The organism is Enterococcus sp. AZ035, assembly GCF_050548325.1.
Lineage (GTDB): Bacteria > Bacillota > Bacilli > Lactobacillales > Enterococcaceae > Enterococcus > Enterococcus faecalis.
Genome location: NZ_CP172958.1, coordinates 776,010 through 791,683, shown reverse-complemented (window position 1 = coordinate 791,683; position 15,674 = coordinate 776,010). Strand labels below are relative to the sequence as shown.

Annotated in this window: 11 protein-coding genes and 1 tRNA gene; 4 read left to right on the top strand and 8 right to left on the bottom strand. The window is 37.5% G+C overall.

What is annotated here, in order from left to right; all coding sequences use genetic code 11:
• Window positions 1–59: 59 nt before the first annotated feature.
• Complete coding sequence (locus IGL32_RS03825; RefSeq protein WP_202569261.1) at window positions 60–2,363, bottom strand: amidase family protein; 2,304 nt, start codon at window positions 2,361–2,363, stop codon at window positions 60–62.
• Window positions 2,364–2,524: 161 nt separating this feature from the next.
• On the opposite strand from IGL32_RS03825, the gene IGL32_RS03820 reads away from it, so the two are divergent.
• Window positions 2,525–4,762 (top strand): ATP-binding cassette domain-containing protein, encoded by a 2,238-nt coding sequence (locus IGL32_RS03820; RefSeq protein WP_002379210.1) that lies wholly within the window; start codon window positions 2,525–2,527, stop codon window positions 4,760–4,762.
• A gap of 103 nt (window positions 4,763–4,865) precedes the next feature.
• Here the strand turns inward: IGL32_RS03820 and IGL32_RS03815 are convergent, their stop codons facing one another.
• The 3 genes from IGL32_RS03815 to IGL32_RS03805 are packed head-to-tail and all read right to left on the bottom strand — an operon-like array spanning window position 4,866 to window position 7,201.
• A complete protein-coding gene (locus tag IGL32_RS03815; protein ID WP_002379209.1) occupies window positions 4,866–5,522 on the bottom strand; it encodes a 5'-methylthioadenosine/S-adenosylhomocysteine nucleosidase in 657 nt (218 codons plus the stop codon).
• Between the two features lie 16 nt (window positions 5,523–5,538).
• Window positions 5,539–6,594 carry an endonuclease/exonuclease/phosphatase family protein gene (locus tag IGL32_RS03810; protein WP_156210236.1) on the bottom strand — a complete coding sequence of 352 codons (1,056 nt, stop codon included), beginning with the start codon at window positions 6,592–6,594 and terminating at the stop codon, window positions 5,539–5,541.
• A gap of 22 nt (window positions 6,595–6,616) precedes the next feature.
• Window positions 6,617–7,201, bottom strand: a complete 585-nt coding sequence (locus IGL32_RS03805) for a hypothetical protein (protein ID WP_002379208.1) — start codon at window positions 7,199–7,201, stop codon at window positions 6,617–6,619.
• Between the two features lie 176 nt (window positions 7,202–7,377).
• Between IGL32_RS03805 and IGL32_RS03800 the strand changes: the two genes are divergently transcribed.
• Together IGL32_RS03800 and mprF are read left to right on the top strand one after the other, a co-directional pair.
• Complete coding sequence (locus IGL32_RS03800) at window positions 7,378–8,112, top strand: alpha/beta fold hydrolase (RefSeq protein ID WP_002358908.1); 735 nt, start codon at window positions 7,378–7,380, stop codon at window positions 8,110–8,112.
• The gene (gene mprF, locus IGL32_RS03795) at window positions 8,109–10,640 is read left to right on the top strand and encodes a bifunctional lysylphosphatidylglycerol flippase/synthetase MprF (protein WP_156210235.1); all 2,532 of its coding nucleotides are present in this window, start codon (window positions 8,109–8,111) and stop codon (window positions 10,638–10,640) included. Before IGL32_RS03800 ends, mprF begins: the two co-directional genes overlap by 4 nt.
• Window positions 10,641–10,710: 70 nt before the next feature.
• Here the strand turns inward: mprF and IGL32_RS03790 are convergent, their stop codons facing one another.
• On the bottom strand, window positions 10,711–11,523 hold the full coding sequence (locus IGL32_RS03790) for a pyruvate, water dikinase regulatory protein (protein ID WP_002355927.1): 813 nt from the start codon (window positions 11,521–11,523) through the stop codon (window positions 10,711–10,713).
• Window positions 11,524–11,535: 12 nt separating this feature from the next.
• Window positions 11,536–12,165, bottom strand: a complete 630-nt coding sequence (locus tag IGL32_RS03785; RefSeq protein ID WP_002355926.1) for a helix-turn-helix transcriptional regulator — start codon at window positions 12,163–12,165, stop codon at window positions 11,536–11,538.
• Window positions 12,166–12,334: 169 nt separating this feature from the next.
• Between IGL32_RS03785 and ppdK the strand changes: the two genes are divergently transcribed.
• Window positions 12,335–14,980 (top strand): pyruvate, phosphate dikinase, encoded by a 2,646-nt coding sequence (gene ppdK / locus IGL32_RS03780; RefSeq protein WP_156210234.1) that lies wholly within the window; start codon window positions 12,335–12,337, stop codon window positions 14,978–14,980.
• Window positions 14,981–15,093: 113 nt separating this feature from the next.
• Here the strand turns inward: ppdK and IGL32_RS03775 are convergent, their stop codons facing one another.
• Together IGL32_RS03775 and IGL32_RS03770 are read right to left on the bottom strand one after the other, a co-directional pair.
• Window positions 15,094–15,426, bottom strand: coding sequence for a putative quinol monooxygenase (locus IGL32_RS03775; RefSeq protein ID WP_002355924.1), 333 nt, complete (start codon window positions 15,424–15,426; stop codon window positions 15,094–15,096).
• Between the two features lie 33 nt (window positions 15,427–15,459).
• Window positions 15,460–15,533: transfer RNA gene (locus IGL32_RS03770), tRNA-Arg, on the bottom strand.
• Window positions 15,534–15,674: the final 141 nt, after the last annotated feature.

Below are 15,674 nucleotides of genomic sequence, written 5' to 3'. Positions count from 1 at the left end.
ACCAAAGAAAAAAGGCTGGAGACAATTGGGGATAAATTGTCTCTAGCCTTCACTGGTTATCATTTTCTAGTTTTCCTTATATAAATCGTTCCACTCGTTACTAAGAAAGCTCCTCCTAAAACAACCCAGAAAGTACTAGGTACTTCTGCACCTGCTTTTGGTAATACTTTTTTGGGAAGCTGTTCTTTTTTCCCAATCATATTTTTATCAGAAAAAGCATGAGTACTTTCTGTTGATTCGGTTCCCTGATTTGCTGATGAATTCAGCGAATTATCTAAGGATGACTCACTAGTAGTTTTTCCAGATTTGTCTGGGTTTTGGTTTTGGTTTTGGTTTTGGTTTTGGTTTTGGTTTTGGTTTTGGTTTTGGTTTTGGTTTTGGTCTTTTCCTTCGATTGGTCCTTCACTTGTTTTTGTTTCTTTGTCTTTATCTGGTTCGCCACTTGTATCTAGTTCTTTATCTTTATCTGGTTCGCCACTTGCATCTGGGTCTTTATCTTTGTCTGGTTCGCCACTTGCATCTGGGTCTTTATCTTTATCCAGTTCGCCACTTGCATTTGGTTCTTTGTCTTTGTCTGGTTCGCCACTTGTATCTGGTTCTTTGTCTTTGTCTGGTTCTTCTACATGTGGTTGATTTATCTTGTGGTTATTTTCAAATAAAGCACCTAATTGTAGCAATGTTCGGTCTTCATTTAATGCACTATTAAATTGAATCCCCAAAGGCAGTCCTTCTTTTGAAACGTAAGTTGGTACACTTAATGCTGGATGTCCAAATAAATTTGCTTGTTGTGTAAACGGTGTATATGTGAACGCCGTCAGCCATTGGTCATAAATCAATTGTTTTTGTTCTGCTGGTGACAATTGATCAATTTTTTCCATCTGTGCTGCATGTTCTGGTTTTAGTAACGGATTATCAATACTAGGTGCCGTGGCAGCCGTCGTTGGTGTTAATAAGATAGGATACTGTTGATAAAATTCGTCCATCGCTTGTGCTTGTAAAGCAATATCTGTCCAAGCCGCAGTTGTCTCTTCACTCGTTATATTTTTTCCTGTTTGAAAAAGCGCCCATGTTAACAGTTCTACATCATTTCGTTCAAGCGGTCTTTTCAATTTCTGCCGCGCCATAAAATCGGCAATTCCTGCTGAGCCAGCAGCTACAGTATAATAATTTTTCATTAGACGTTCCCCATCAACAGGGTGCTTCACTTCAACCAATGTGTACCCTTGGTCTTTTAAAAAAGCAACAGCTTCAGCGACCGCCTCTTTTGCTTCGGCACTTATAGGCGTTCCGGCAGGGGATTCTGTTGTATAAGCAATGGGTTGCGCTTGACTTAAATGTCCCGCAGGAAGATCTTTTTTGGTTAATAAGGTTTCAAATAATGCATTTGTATCCGCCACGGTTCGACTTAAACCAAAGTGAACAGTTTGACCTTTTGCACTATTAGAATTACCAATGATTACTCCTCTAGAAGGTTTCAAGCCTACGGTGCCTGTCCAAGAAGCAGGGATGCGGATAGAGCCACCAGCATCACTTCCAGAAGCAATGGGAACAAATGCCGCGGCGACACTAGCACCCGCTCCGCCTGAAGAACCACCTGAATAATGGTTAGGATTCCATGGATTGACGGAAACGCCATATAACTTTGAATCTGAAATATTCTTCCAACCTAATTCTGGATAATTCGTTTGACCAATGATTATGAATCCGGCATTTTGTAGTGCTTTGACAAAGGTCGATGTCCCACCAGCTACTTGATCTTGGAGAAAACCAAAACCGTTCGTGTTGCTTTCACCTTTCAAGGATTGTCCTAACCCTTTTAGTAAGAGCGGCACACCTAGAAATGGTTGACCTGTATCTTGTAAAGCTTTTGCTTCTGTCAAAGCCGCTTCTTCTCGTAAAGTAATGACCGCATTTAATGTAGGATTTTCACGTTTAGTGATGGCCAACGCAATTTTTACTAATTCTTCGCTCGTCACCTTTTTTTCTCTTACTAAAGTTGCTAACTCCAGTGCAGTTGCTTGTTTATAATCTGCTTCTGAAAAAACACTCTCTGCAGAAACAGCTTTTCCATCTGTATCACTATTTTGTATCTCATTTGTGGTTTCAGTAGTTACTGCAACCGCATTTCCGCTACTGCTTTCGGCGATTGCCGAAGAGGATTCTTTTTCCTGCATCACCGTTTGGCTAGTAGTTTCAGATTCCAAGTTAGCTACAGTCTGACTGGTTTCTGTTGTTACTGATTCCGTCTCTGTTTGAACGGTTGTTTCTAGTATACTTTCTTGTGCCAACATTGGTACCCCTACCAGTGTTTGGCTAATTAATAAAATAATCCCTAACTTTTTGAACAAAATCGACTTCTTCATAAGTCACATCCTTTATCTATTAATACAGTTAAAAAATCTGTATTACTTATAGCATAAATGAAAGCGATTAAAAAGTAAAGTTCTCTTGAAAATTCCCATGTTCAACTTTTAGGCTAGGTTCTTTTTATATGCTAAAATAGAATAGAAACGGAGGTTTTTTAATGGAATGGATTGAAATTAAGCACGCAACACAAAATAATTTGAAGAATATCTCTGTCAATATCCCTAAAAAGCAACTAACTGTTGTTACTGGACTTTCGGGTTCAGGAAAGTCCTCCTTAGTATTTGACACATTAGCCGCTGAATCACGTCGTGAACTAAATGATACATTTAGTTCGTTTGTTCAAAATTACTTACCCAAATATGGTCGTCCAGAAGTTGAAAAAATCGAGAATCTTCCTGTTGCAATTGTCATTGACCAGAAAAAAGTAGCAGGTAATTCTCGTTCGACAGTGGGAACGTACACAGATATTTATACGTTTTTACGTTTGCTGTTTTCACGAGCAGGTTCTCCATTTGTTGGTTATTCAGATACTTTTTCGTTTAATCATCCGGATGGAAAATGTCCAACATGCGATGGCTTAGGAAAGATTACCGAAATCAATCTTCATCAGCTAGTTGATTATGACAAATCATTAAACGAAGGGCCTATCGATTTCCCCACATTTACAGTTGGCAACTGGCGGTGGAAGCGTTATGCCCATAGTGGTCTATTTGATTTGGATAAAAAAATCAAGGACTATTCTCCTGAAGAGTTAGCATTATTTTTATATGCTCCACAACAAAAACTAGCTAATCCACCCAAAGAGTGGCCTCATACAGCTTTGTATGAAGGAATCGTCCCGCGTATGCAACGTAGCATATTGCATACAGACGAAGGCAAACGTCATCAAAAATACCTTAATCACTTTGTTACCGTAAAAAGATGTCCTGATTGTTTAGGAAGTAGAGTCAATGAACGTGTTCGTAGCTGCAAAATTAATCAGAAAAGTATTGCTGATGCTGTTGACATGCCACTCACTGAATTACATTCTTTTATTCGTTCAATGGACCTATCCTTAATAAAAACTATTCAAGAAGAGCTACTTGTACGTCTAGAAGCATTAATTAATATCGGTCTCTCCTACCTCACATTAGGACGAGCAACTGAAACACTTTCTGGTGGTGAAGCACAGCGGATTAAAATTGCTAAGTATGTAAACAGCGCCTTAAATGATATTATGTATATTTTAGATGAACCAAGTGCTGGCTTACATCCAAAGGACATCGAACGGATCAGTCGTGCATTGCTCAATTTAAAAAATAAAGGAAACACCGTGGTTCTCGTGGAACATAATCCACAATTAATTAGAGAAGCTGATTTTATCATCGATATCGGACCTTTCGCAGGCGAAAATGGTGGCCATGTCCAGTTTTCAGGAACGTATGACGCATTTTTAGTCTCCAAAACCTTGACTAGTCAAGCGCTTCAAGAGCCGCTCCCTTTAAACGACCAACCAAGAAAAGCAAGGAAGTCTTTATCAATCGAACATGCGACACTGCATAATTTAAACAATCTATCTGTCGAAGTTCCGTTAGGAGTTTTGACTGTTATTTGTGGGGTCGCTGGTTCAGGTAAATCATCATTAGCGGAAGAAATTTATCAAAAAGCCCAGGCTGATAACCAAGAAATTATTCATCTTTCACAAAAAAGCATTACCGCAAATTTACGATCCACACCTATGACCTATCTTAATATTTTTGATAAGGTCCGCAAACTGTTTGCGGAAGAAAATCATGTTAGTCCAGCTTTATTTAGCTATAATTCCAAAGGCGCCTGTCCTACTTGCAAGGGGAAAGGCATAATTGTCTCCGATATGTCTTTTATGGAGGATGTTACTAGTATTTGCGAAACCTGTCACGGAACGCGTTACAAAGAAGAGGTGCTTCATTATCTGTATAACGGAAAAAATATCGTTGAAGTACTAGCTTTAAGCGTTAAAGATGGCTATGATTTTTTCAAAGACCAGCCTTTTGCTCTTTCATTAAAAAATTTACTGGAAGTTGGCTTAAGCTATCTTAAACTCAATCAATCGCTCTCAACATTATCTGGTGGCGAATTGCAAAGGGTAAAATTAGCAGACACACTTCACCAAAAAAAAGCTATCTATTTAATGGATGAACCTACAGATGGTTTACACTTAATTGATATCCAACAAAGTCTTCAACTTTTCAATCGAATGGTAGAAGAAGGAAACAGCTTGATTTTATTAGAACATCACATTGATGTGATTAAAAGTGCCGACTGGTTGATTGAACTAGGTCCCGAAGGTGGAAAAAATGGCGGACAGCTTCTTTTTACAGGAACCCCAGCAAATATGCTAAATTCCACTCATTCTATTACTAAAGGCTATCTGTAAAATAATTGGAACAATAACAATGTTACTTTTATCCCCAACCTATATTACTTTTTAAGCTTGGAACAAAAATCTTTCTGGATTTTTGTTCCAAGCTCTTTCTTTTTTAATTTATATATGCACAGACCAATTCAAATACTTTTTCCATTGCCTGTGTTTGTGTATCTTCTGTTACTTTGACTGCGTTAGCATCCGCTCTATCGCAAATAATTCTTATAGAAACAAAAGCGCAATCATTTAAAAAGCAGCATTGTGCAATAGCTGCGGATTCCATATCCACACAGTCAATAGAGAATTGTTCAATTAAGTTTCTTTTTTCAGTTGTGTCACAAACGAAGCCTTCTCCAGTTCCAAAACGAACACACTTTATCTTTTCATCTAGATGTTGAAGTTCGGCCAGCATTCCTTTATCTCCTTTATAGTACAGCTGATAAGGAAATTTATTGATTGACTGTCTTTCACGAATATCGTAATGGCAGTATTCCTCACCTAGCACCATCTCAAAGAGTTGCAGTTTTTCATTTAAACAGCCACAAATACCGATATTAATTAGTTGTTCTATTTGAAATGAATCAATAAGTATTTGACTATATAGCGTAGCATTCGTTTTTCCTTGTCCTGCACAAACCATAATGACTTGCGATGTTTTTTGTTCATAAATATAAAATGTATTTTTTGCTAGCTGTATCTTTCGTTGTGGTGGAAAATATTCCAATAATTTTTGAAGCTCTAAATCCATTGCGGCAATAACCCCTAATTTCATCTATCTCCTCCTTTTTCTATTTCAACCCAACTTCCATCTTCACAGGTTGGTGATCTGTATATTTAAATTGTTCGTCCTTTGTTTTCACGCTATGAACAGCCACATTATCAGAAACAATAAAACCATCAATTACATACACTTGGGATGTTTCATAAGAGCCAGTGTAAGGCTTATTAAGCACCCGCACAGTCGGTTGTTGATCATCATAAGCAAGTGAAAAATGTTTAGGTAAGTCTGCTGGATCAATTTCTCCTGGTACCCAACCAGCTTCCCCTAAGTCAGGATATCGATGACTGCCTTTGAAAACTTGATTAAAGTCACCTCCAGCAATTACATAGTTTCCTTTAGCGTATTCTTGGGATAATACGTCAGCTAACTTTTTGCTTTGAGCAATCTTCCCTTCCCCATTGTCATAGGCTTCCAAATGTAAGTTAAAAACCACTAATTCTTTGTCTGTGCCTTTAATTGGAAAGCGCGTTTCTAGAAGTGCTCGTTTTAAGTTACTAATGCTAACGGGCCAACGAAAGGGATTGGGTAAAGCAATGCGTTTGGCCTCTGTTATTTTTTCATTTGATAATGTTAATAAACCACTTTCTACTCGTCCAATCGGCGGCCAAGGAATGGGCACATAATCTACCTTAAAATTATAAGCAAATGCGCTGTTCAGCTGTAGCTGTTTTTGTAATTCTTCCTCTTGATTGACTTCATAAGAACGTCGCGAGCGACGATCGACTTCTTGGAATAAGTAAATCATCGCTGGTAATTCTTTTAAGGTTTCTTCAATGCCTGTTAAATTCTGTTGGACCATTGCCTTATTAACTGGTTGGACAGTTTTGCCACCGTCCATAAAAAAATCTTCTGTTTGTCCTAGGCCGGCATAGCCTATGTTATACGTGACTAAAGAAATGGATTGCTTTTTTTCGATGGTTTGCTCTGAAAATTGTTTATTTATAGCAACTGGTTCAACCGCTCGTGGTCGAAACTCTCGGAAGGTTAAATATCCTATCAAAATTAAAGCTATGCTTAAAAGAAGGACCATCAAGCTACCGAGATATTTAAAAAACTTTTTCATTGATTCCGATGTTCCTTTCACATTATGTCAAACCAAAAGTAGCAATTATCTTCGTGGCTACTTCTTCTGGTGTCATGTTTGAATTATTTATTTTCGCTATTTTTACATTTGGAAATGTACTTTCTAGTTCACCTTCGTGGCTTACTAATCGATGTTCTTTAAAGGTATTGAGTAATTCTTTTCGAGAAAAGTCGACATCGCGTTTTGAAGGTTTTGCCTCTAGCCGTTCTGGATGAACATTTCGTTCTAGGCGGATTGATGTTGAAGAGACGAGTTCGACGAAATAAACGGACTCATGTTTGCTAAGAAAAATTTCTGATATTTCTTCTAAAAATTGAAAATCCTGTTCTTGATCAAAAGCAATCACCACTGTAAAAATAATGTTTTTTGTTGTATTTGTGGCTGGATTTTCGACAAAGGCATGAAAAAGTTCCTTTCTAACGGAATCAGACAATTGAAATGCACGTTCCGTATACCCAAGATAGTTTGCAAATAAGTCAATGGTTTGATGATTAAATAGTAATTTAGCATCTAACTGCTTTTCTAAAGCCTTGCCAACGGTCATTTTCCCGACAGCTTGGGCACCAATTAAAACGATTAAAGACATCAACTTTCCCTCCTCTAGTCTAATTTTTAGGTGGCTATCTTCTACTATATCACACTATATTACAACACCTTACAAAACTGTTCGGAAAATTTTCTGTTTTTTATTACAAAAAAAAGACAAAAGACTCTATAATGAGAGAGGACTCGATTGATTATAGATGAGATAGGTGACGGAGAATGGCAATAGAAAAATATTTTCAAACAATAGATGGCAGTCAAATTTTTTATCAAATTTTTGGCAAAGAAACAAATTACCCCCTTGTGTTACTTCATGGTAATGGCAATGATCATACTTTTTTTAATTATCAAATTTCTTATTTCTCCAAGGAGTATCAAGTTATTGCGGTGGATACCCGCGGACATGGACGTTCCACCAATACACAAAGTCAATTAACTTTTCCGCTTTTGGCAGAAGATTTAGCTGGTATTATTCAACAAGAACACTTAACAAAAATTAATTTATTGGGCTTTAGTGACGGAGCAAATATTGCCATGGTTTTTACCCATTTATATCCTGATTTCGTCAACAAACTCGTCTTAAATTCTGGAAATGTCACCATGTCTGGTCTGAAAAAATATGTAACGATTGCCACTTATTTTCAATATTGGTTTTGTCGTATTGGCGCCTTTTTTTCAAAAAAATTGCGCGCACGGCTCCCTATCGTGGCTCTGTTATTTGAAGATACTGGACTGACAAAACAAGATTTAGAACACATCCCCTGTCCTACTCTTGTTATTACTGGCAGTCGAGATTTAATTGCGCTTTCCCATTCACGGGCGATTGCTGATGCCATTCCTGCCGGCAAATTGGTCTTGGTAAATAAACAGGGTCATTTATTTGCCAAAAACTCACCAGATATTTTTAATAAAACAATCGAAAAATTCTTAAAGGAAATGAAGGTGTCTAAATGAAACAAATTATTCATTGGATCAAAACGCATACAGGATTACTAAAAACACTGTTTGTTATTGCGGTCTCAATTATTGTTGTTGCCCAACTTTTATCAATTGGTAAAACGATCTCATTTGAACAGTTAAAACAGATTTTTGATGAGATTCCGCTATGGAAATTGTTATTGATGATGGTTATCGGTTTAGTTTCCGTTACTCCGATGCTAAATTATGACTTAACATTAAATCGCATTTTAAACTTGAAAGTCTCAAAACGGGAACTCCTTGAATCTAGCTGGATTGTCAATACAATCAATAATATTGGTGGATTCGGTGGTTTGGTCAGCATGGGACTTCGTTCTGAATTTTATGGAAATAAAACAGAGGAAAAGAAAATTTTACCTGCGTTAACCCATATTTTACTTTTTGTGTTATCCGGTCTATCTATTTATAGTATTTTTTGCTTTTTCCTTGTTCAGTTTGATCCAAAGATGGCTTATTTACAGCAATATTGGATTTGGTTATTAGGTGGCGGTCTTTATTTCCCGTTACTTTATCTTATTTTACATTTCCAAAAAAATAGTTCCTTTGGTAACCTCGATGCAAAAAATCGCTTATCTCTAGTTGTTTCTTCGTTTTTAGAATGGACAGGTGTTTTAATTACCTTTATCAGTATTGGTTACTTATTAGATGTACCGATTCCTTTAATTGATATTGTTCCTTTATATGTAGCAGCTTCGATTATTGGGATTGCTTCGATGATTCCAGGGGCTTTAGGTAGTTTTGATGTCATGATGATTTTAGGACTGAGCAACTTAGGTGTCGATCGTGAAATTATTGTTTTGTGGTTATTGCTCTATCGTTTATTCTATTATATTATTCCGTTCTTAATTGGCTGTTTGTTCTTTACAAAACACTTAAGCCAAAAGTTGGATACTCATTATCGTCAACTGCTAAAACAAATTACTTTGGAAATTGCCCACAAGCTAGAAGTGGTTTTACTTTATTTTTCAGGAATTATGATGGTGCTCCTAGCCACTATTCCAGAAGCCTTCACTCAAGTGCATTGGTTAAGAGATATTAACCCCTTTCGTTCACATATTATTATTCAAATTCCGAGTATTGTTTTAGGCTTTGCATTATTAATTATGGGACGTGGGATTGCTGATCGTGTTAAAAGAGCCTATTATCCAACGATTATTTTATTAATTGGTGCTATCTTGTATTCATTTGTTGTTGACTTTAGTATGTTTTCCATTTTCTATTTAGCTATTTTATTATTTATCGTTATTTTTTCAAAATCAGAATTGTACCGTGAACAACTGGTTTACTCTTGGGAGTGGATGACGATTGATGGCTTTATCTTTGGCTTGTTGACTTTGTTATACCTGGTAATTGGTGTTTATAATTTACCGAACTTCCCACACCATCGTCATCATTTTGTGGAATTTTTCTTGTTCCCTTCCGAACGGATCTGGTTGTCAGGATTTATCGCTATCCTCTTAGTTATGAGTTTTAACTTTCTATTTGTTCGCTACCTCCAAGGGAAAAAACACCAAGTTGGTGAGTTTCCAGAAGATAGTATCTTGCATAATATCTTAACAACTTATGGCGGGAATATTGACAGTGAACTTGTCTTTCTTCATGATAAACAGGTTTTCTTATATCCCAAAGAAGAACCGACTGTCTTTTTACAATTCAACACCATTAATAATAAATGCGTTGTGATGGGCAACCCTTCTGGGAACAAAGAAGATTTTCCTGCGGCGATTGATGCATTCCTTAAAGAAACAGATCGTTTCGGCTATGTACCCGTCTTTTACGAAACCAATGAGGACAGCGTGATGTTACTACACGAATATGGCTACGAATTTATCAAAATGGGCGAAGAAGCCTTAGTTAATCTAGAAACATTTACGATGTCTGGGAAAAAATTCAAAGGTACCCGCGCAGTGTTTAATAAAATTACTAAAGCCGGCTATTCATTTGACGTACTCCAACCTCCTTTTAGTGCCGAACAAATGCACGAATTAAAAGCTATTTCGGATAGTTGGTTAGACAATCGAAAAGAAAAAGGCTTTTCACTAGGATTTTTCGATGAAGCGTATCTTCAAAGAAACCCAATTGCTGTTGTCCGAAATGCTGAAGGAGAAATGGTCTCTTTCGCTAATATCATTCCTAGTTACACAAATGAAGTTGGTACCATCGACTTGATGCGTCACCATAAAGAAAAAGCCCCTTCTGGAAGTATGGATTTCTTATTTATTCATTTATTTGAATATATGAAAACAGAAAATATTCATTATTTCAATTTAGGGATGGCTCCGTTAGCCAACGTTGGTCAATCAAGAAAAAGTTTTATTCAAGAACGGATTGCTGCGTTAATTTATGAATTTGGTTCAGAAATTTACTCCTTCCAAGGATTACGCGAATACAAGGAAAAATTTGCTAGCAAATGGCAACCCCGCTATACACTTTATTCTAAAAGTAGTTGGATTGTCTACGTGATGATCGCTTTACTCATTGTCGATCAAAAAAATATTGACTAACAAAAAGAAGCTCAATTAAGTATAAAAAGCTTGGCAACTTCACTGAAATTTAGTGAGGTTGCCAAGCTTTTTAATTTCTTTCATCTAGTTTTTCTTTAATTAAAAAGGCTGTTTCTTCGACAGATTTTGCGGTTACATCAATCACTGGGATGCCATACTTCGCAAAAATCTCTTCGGCATAAGCTAATTCTTGTTCAATCCGTTCAACATTGGTATAACTGGTCTCATTACCTAAACCTAAGGAAGCCAACCGACTGCTACGAATCTGTCCTAATGTTTCTGGCGAACAAACTAAACCAATCATTTTTTGTGGATCCATTTCTTCCAAAATTGGCGGCAATGGAACTTCTGGAATTAATGGTAAGTTAGAAACGCGGTAGCCTTGATTCGCTAAATACATACTGACTGGCGTCTTTGAGGTCCGCGAAACGCCTAACAACAATATATCAGAATCAAGAAACCCTTGAGGATTTTTGCCATCATCATATTTTACAGCAAATTCAATCGCTGAGATTTTATCAAAATAGGCACGATCTAGTTGGTGGCGTCGTCCAGGCTCTTCAATAGGATCTACTCCGGCTTTCGCTTGAATTAATTCAAAAAATGGCGCCATTAAATCTAAATATAACAACCCTGTTCGTTCACTAAATTCTTTCGCCGCTGTGATTAGTTGTTTACTGACTAATGTACTGACAACTAAGGCTTTATCTTTTAAGGCATCTTTTAAAATCTCTAATAATTCTTCTTCTGTTGTGACAAAAGAAAAATTGTATCGATTAAGAAAAGAAATATCTGGATATTGTGCGCTTGCTGCAGCTAACAATTTTTGTGATGTTTCTCCAAGTGAATCGGAAATAGTATAAACAATGATCTCTTTTTTCATAATTAAGCTCCCTTATCTGTTTTGTGCGGCTTCTTTCGCTTGTTGCGTAATATAGGTTAAAATTTTCGTTTTCGTAATTTTTCCAATAACTTTTTTAGGATTTTCTTTTTCAACGACTGGCAAAGAATCCACTTCGTATTTTTGCAAAGTGTCAGCAGCTTCAAGAATAGTAAATTCTGGTGTGCAGGTTTTCACATGTGGCACTCTTGTCATACAAACAGCAACAGGTGTGCCATCAATATTTGTATTTAAAGAGGCCCGTAATAAATCTTTTCGTGACAAAACCCCTAATAATTCTTTTGCTTCATCCATGACATAAAGAGAACCGACATCATACATAAACAAGTTGGTAATCGCATCTCGAATTGAGGTGTCTTGGGCAACCATCAATGGTGGACTCATGATCTCCTGAACTTTTGTTTGAAAAACATCAAAAAAGAAAAAAGCCTCCATATTATCACTTTCGTAAGTATAACCAACTTTCGGACTTGCTTTTAAAATTCCTGAAAGTGTTAAAAAAGACAAATCAGAACGCAATGTCGCACGTGAAACGGCTAGTATGTCCGAAATGCGTTCACCACTAACTGGCTGATGCTCTTTTACAACAGCGATAATTTGCTCTTGTCGTTTACTTAATTTCATCATTTCCTCCTCAATTCCTCTTAAACAAATTGTGCATTCGCTTACAATTATACACATATTTATTGTTTTTTCAACATATTGACAAGAAACTTTTTCTATTGACAAACTTATTTCCGTCCATTATGATGTTTATTGAACATATAAGACACATATTAAACGGAGGTCACGCATGAAAAAGTTTATTTATTCTTTTAACGAAACACACAATGAAGGTAAAGAGACTCTTGGTGGTAAAGGGGCAAACTTGGCAGAAATGACACGCTTAGGTTTGCCGATTCCACAAGGATTCACGATTACAACCCGTTGCTGTATGGACTATTTGGCAGATGCTACTTTCTTTGAAGAACACTTACAATCAGAAATTTTGAAAGCGGTTAAAAATCTAGAAACTGAAACAGGCAAATCTTTTACCGCGGACAATGAGATTCTCTTAGTTTCCGTTCGCAGCGGTGCTGCCTTCTCGATGCCTGGTATGATGGATACTATTTTAAATTTAGGTTTAAATGATCAACGTGTGAAAAAATTTGCGACCTTAACCTCTCCTGGTTTTGCTTTTGACTGTTATCGCCGACTTATTCAAATGTTTGGAGACGTCGTCTATCACATTCCCAAAGAATTATTTGACCAACAAAAAGAGCGCTTGGAACAAGAGCTCAACAAAAAAATTACCGCTTTTCAAGAAGAAGATCATTTTGCCTTGATTGTCCGCTACCAAGAAGTTTTTGAACAACATCAGGTGGTCTTCCCGCAAGACCCTGTCGCACAACTTTTTGAAGCAATCAAAGCTGTTTTTGATTCATGGAATAATCAACGTGCGGTGGTTTATCGAAACTTACATCATATTGCACATGATTTAGGTACAGCTGTCAACATTCAAGAAATGGTTTTCGGCAATCGTGGACTAGACAGTGGCACTGGCGTTGTTTTCACTAGAAATCCGGTCACAGGGGAAAATCAACTGTTTGGAGAGTTTCTTTTGAACGCGCAAGGAGAAGATGTAGTGGCTGGTATTCGGACGCCAGAACCCATTCGTCGTTTACGTTTGACTATGCCAAAAGTTTATCAAGATTTTCGCCATTACGCAGAACTTTTAGAATATCATTATCGTGACATGCAAGATATTGAATTTACCATTGAAAATGAAAAATTATATATTTTACAAACAAGAAACGGGAAACGAACCGCCGCAGCTACGGTTAAAATTGCTTTAGACTTAGCCAAAGAAAATCGCATTACTAAACAAGAAGCACTGTTGCGTGTGACACCTGATACGATTGATCAATTAATTCATCCCGTGTTTGATCAAGAGAAACGACAACACATGGAACGTTTAGCTATGGGACTTCCTGCTAGTCCTGGTGCAGCAAGTGGCCAAATTGTTTTTACAGCAGAAAAAGCCAAAGAACTGACCAATCTAGGAAAGAAAGTCATTCTTGTTCGTCAAGAAACTTCACCAGAAGATATTGAAGGCATGGTTGTAAGCGAAGCAATCGTGACCAGTCGTGGCGGAATGACTTCTCATGCCGCTGTGGTCGCACGAGGAATGGGAACTTGCTGTGTGACTGGTTGTGAAAGTTTAACCGTCAATGAAGAATCCAAACAACTACACTGCGGGCCACAGGTCATCTTAGAAGGAACAATCATTTCCGTCGATGGCTCAACGGGGGAAATTTATCTTGGCGAAATTCCTACAATTTCTGCTGATAATAACGATGACCTTCAAGAGCTCTTGTCTTGGGCAGATGCATATGCTGATTTAACTGTTCGTGCCAATGCAGAAACTACACAAGATTTAGAGACTGCTATCCGTTTTGGCGCAGCGGGGATTGGTTTAGCGCGAACAGAGCATATGTTTTTCGGTGAAGAGCGTGTCTTGGAAATGCGTCGCCTGATTTTAGCAGAGTCTGAAAAGGAAGCAACCTATGCGTTGGAGCAACTTCTTCATTTTCAACAGGAAGACTTTTATCAAATGCTGAAAGTAGTTCAAGACAAGCCCATGGTGGTCCGCTTGTTAGATCCGCCGATGCATGAGTTTTTACCTCATGAAAAGAATGATATTCAATTATTGGCGAAGCAACTACAACGGTTCCCGGTGACCATCGCCAAACAAATTGAACGGTTACAAGAAACCAATCCAATGTTGGGCCATCGTGGTTGTCGTTTAGGTGTGACCCAACCACAAATATACAAAATGCAAGTTACAGCCTTATTTACTAGTGCCATTCGATTAGTCAAAGAAGGAATTACTGTTTATCCAGAAGTGATGATTCCTCTAATCGCCGAAAAAGAAGAACTTCTCTATCTCAAACGCATTTTAAAAGAAACGATTGACGGTCTCTTTGAAGAACATAAGATGACTCCTTTCCCTTACGAAATCGGGACAATGATTGAACTACCGAGAGCTTGTCTGATTGCGGATCAGTTAGCAGAAGAAGCAGACTTTTTCAGCTTTGGGACAAATGATTTAACACAAATGACCTATGGTTTTTCTCGTGATGATATCGGTAAATTCATTAATACGTATCGGGAAAAGAAAATCATTACCCAAGATCCGTTTCAATCATTAGATCAAACAGGTGTTGGTCAATTGATTCAATTAGCTGTAGAGAAAGCGCGTCGCACTAAACCAAACATGAGTATTGGCGTATGTGGAGAAGTCGGTGGTGATCCGCAATCCATCACATTTTTCCAAACACTTGGCCTAAACTACATCTCTTGCTCACCTTATCGAGTACCTATTGCGAAACTCGCAGCTGCCCAAGCCAAAATTTTAACCGAACCGGCTGTGACTGAAGAACAAATGGTCCTTCTTTAATTTAACGTGTGTAACAAATGATTCATCCTTACAAGATAAAAAGTGCTAGGAACATCAGTCGAAACGCTTGATGTTCCTAGCACTAAATTTTAAGATCAATGATTGTACTCTGGTTATTTTCTTATAAACGCGGCATCTTTTGTCAAGGGGTCTGTTACATCTGATACATATCTTTCTACTTTCATATGCAAATCATATTTTTCTCTAAGTTCCGTAATACGGGTCATCATTGGAGAAGCGTGGTGTTTGTCTAATGCTTCCTGATCTGTCCAACTATCAATCAGCAGAACTGTTTCTTCATCGTCCATTGGAAAAAAGTATTCATAGCGACTATTCCCTTTTTCTGCACGAATCGCCTCTACAATTCCGCTGGCAATCATTTCTTTGGCAAATTCTCTTGCACCTCCATTTGTCCCACTATAATAAATATTTATAGTAATCGCCATCTGTCTTCCCCCCTAAATTTACTTGCCTTTTTACGTTCCCGACTGGAATTGAACCAGCGACCTACCGCTTAGGAGGCGGTTGCTCTATCCTACTGAGCTACGAGAACAATCTGTTTTAATTTTAGAAGTCTTCACTACATCTGTCAATAGACAAAAAGAAAGTATCCCGCATAAACAATTATGCGAGATACTTTCTTTCAGTGAAACACGTCGTTCGTTTATCTATTATTTTTTTTGCCGCCGATCAA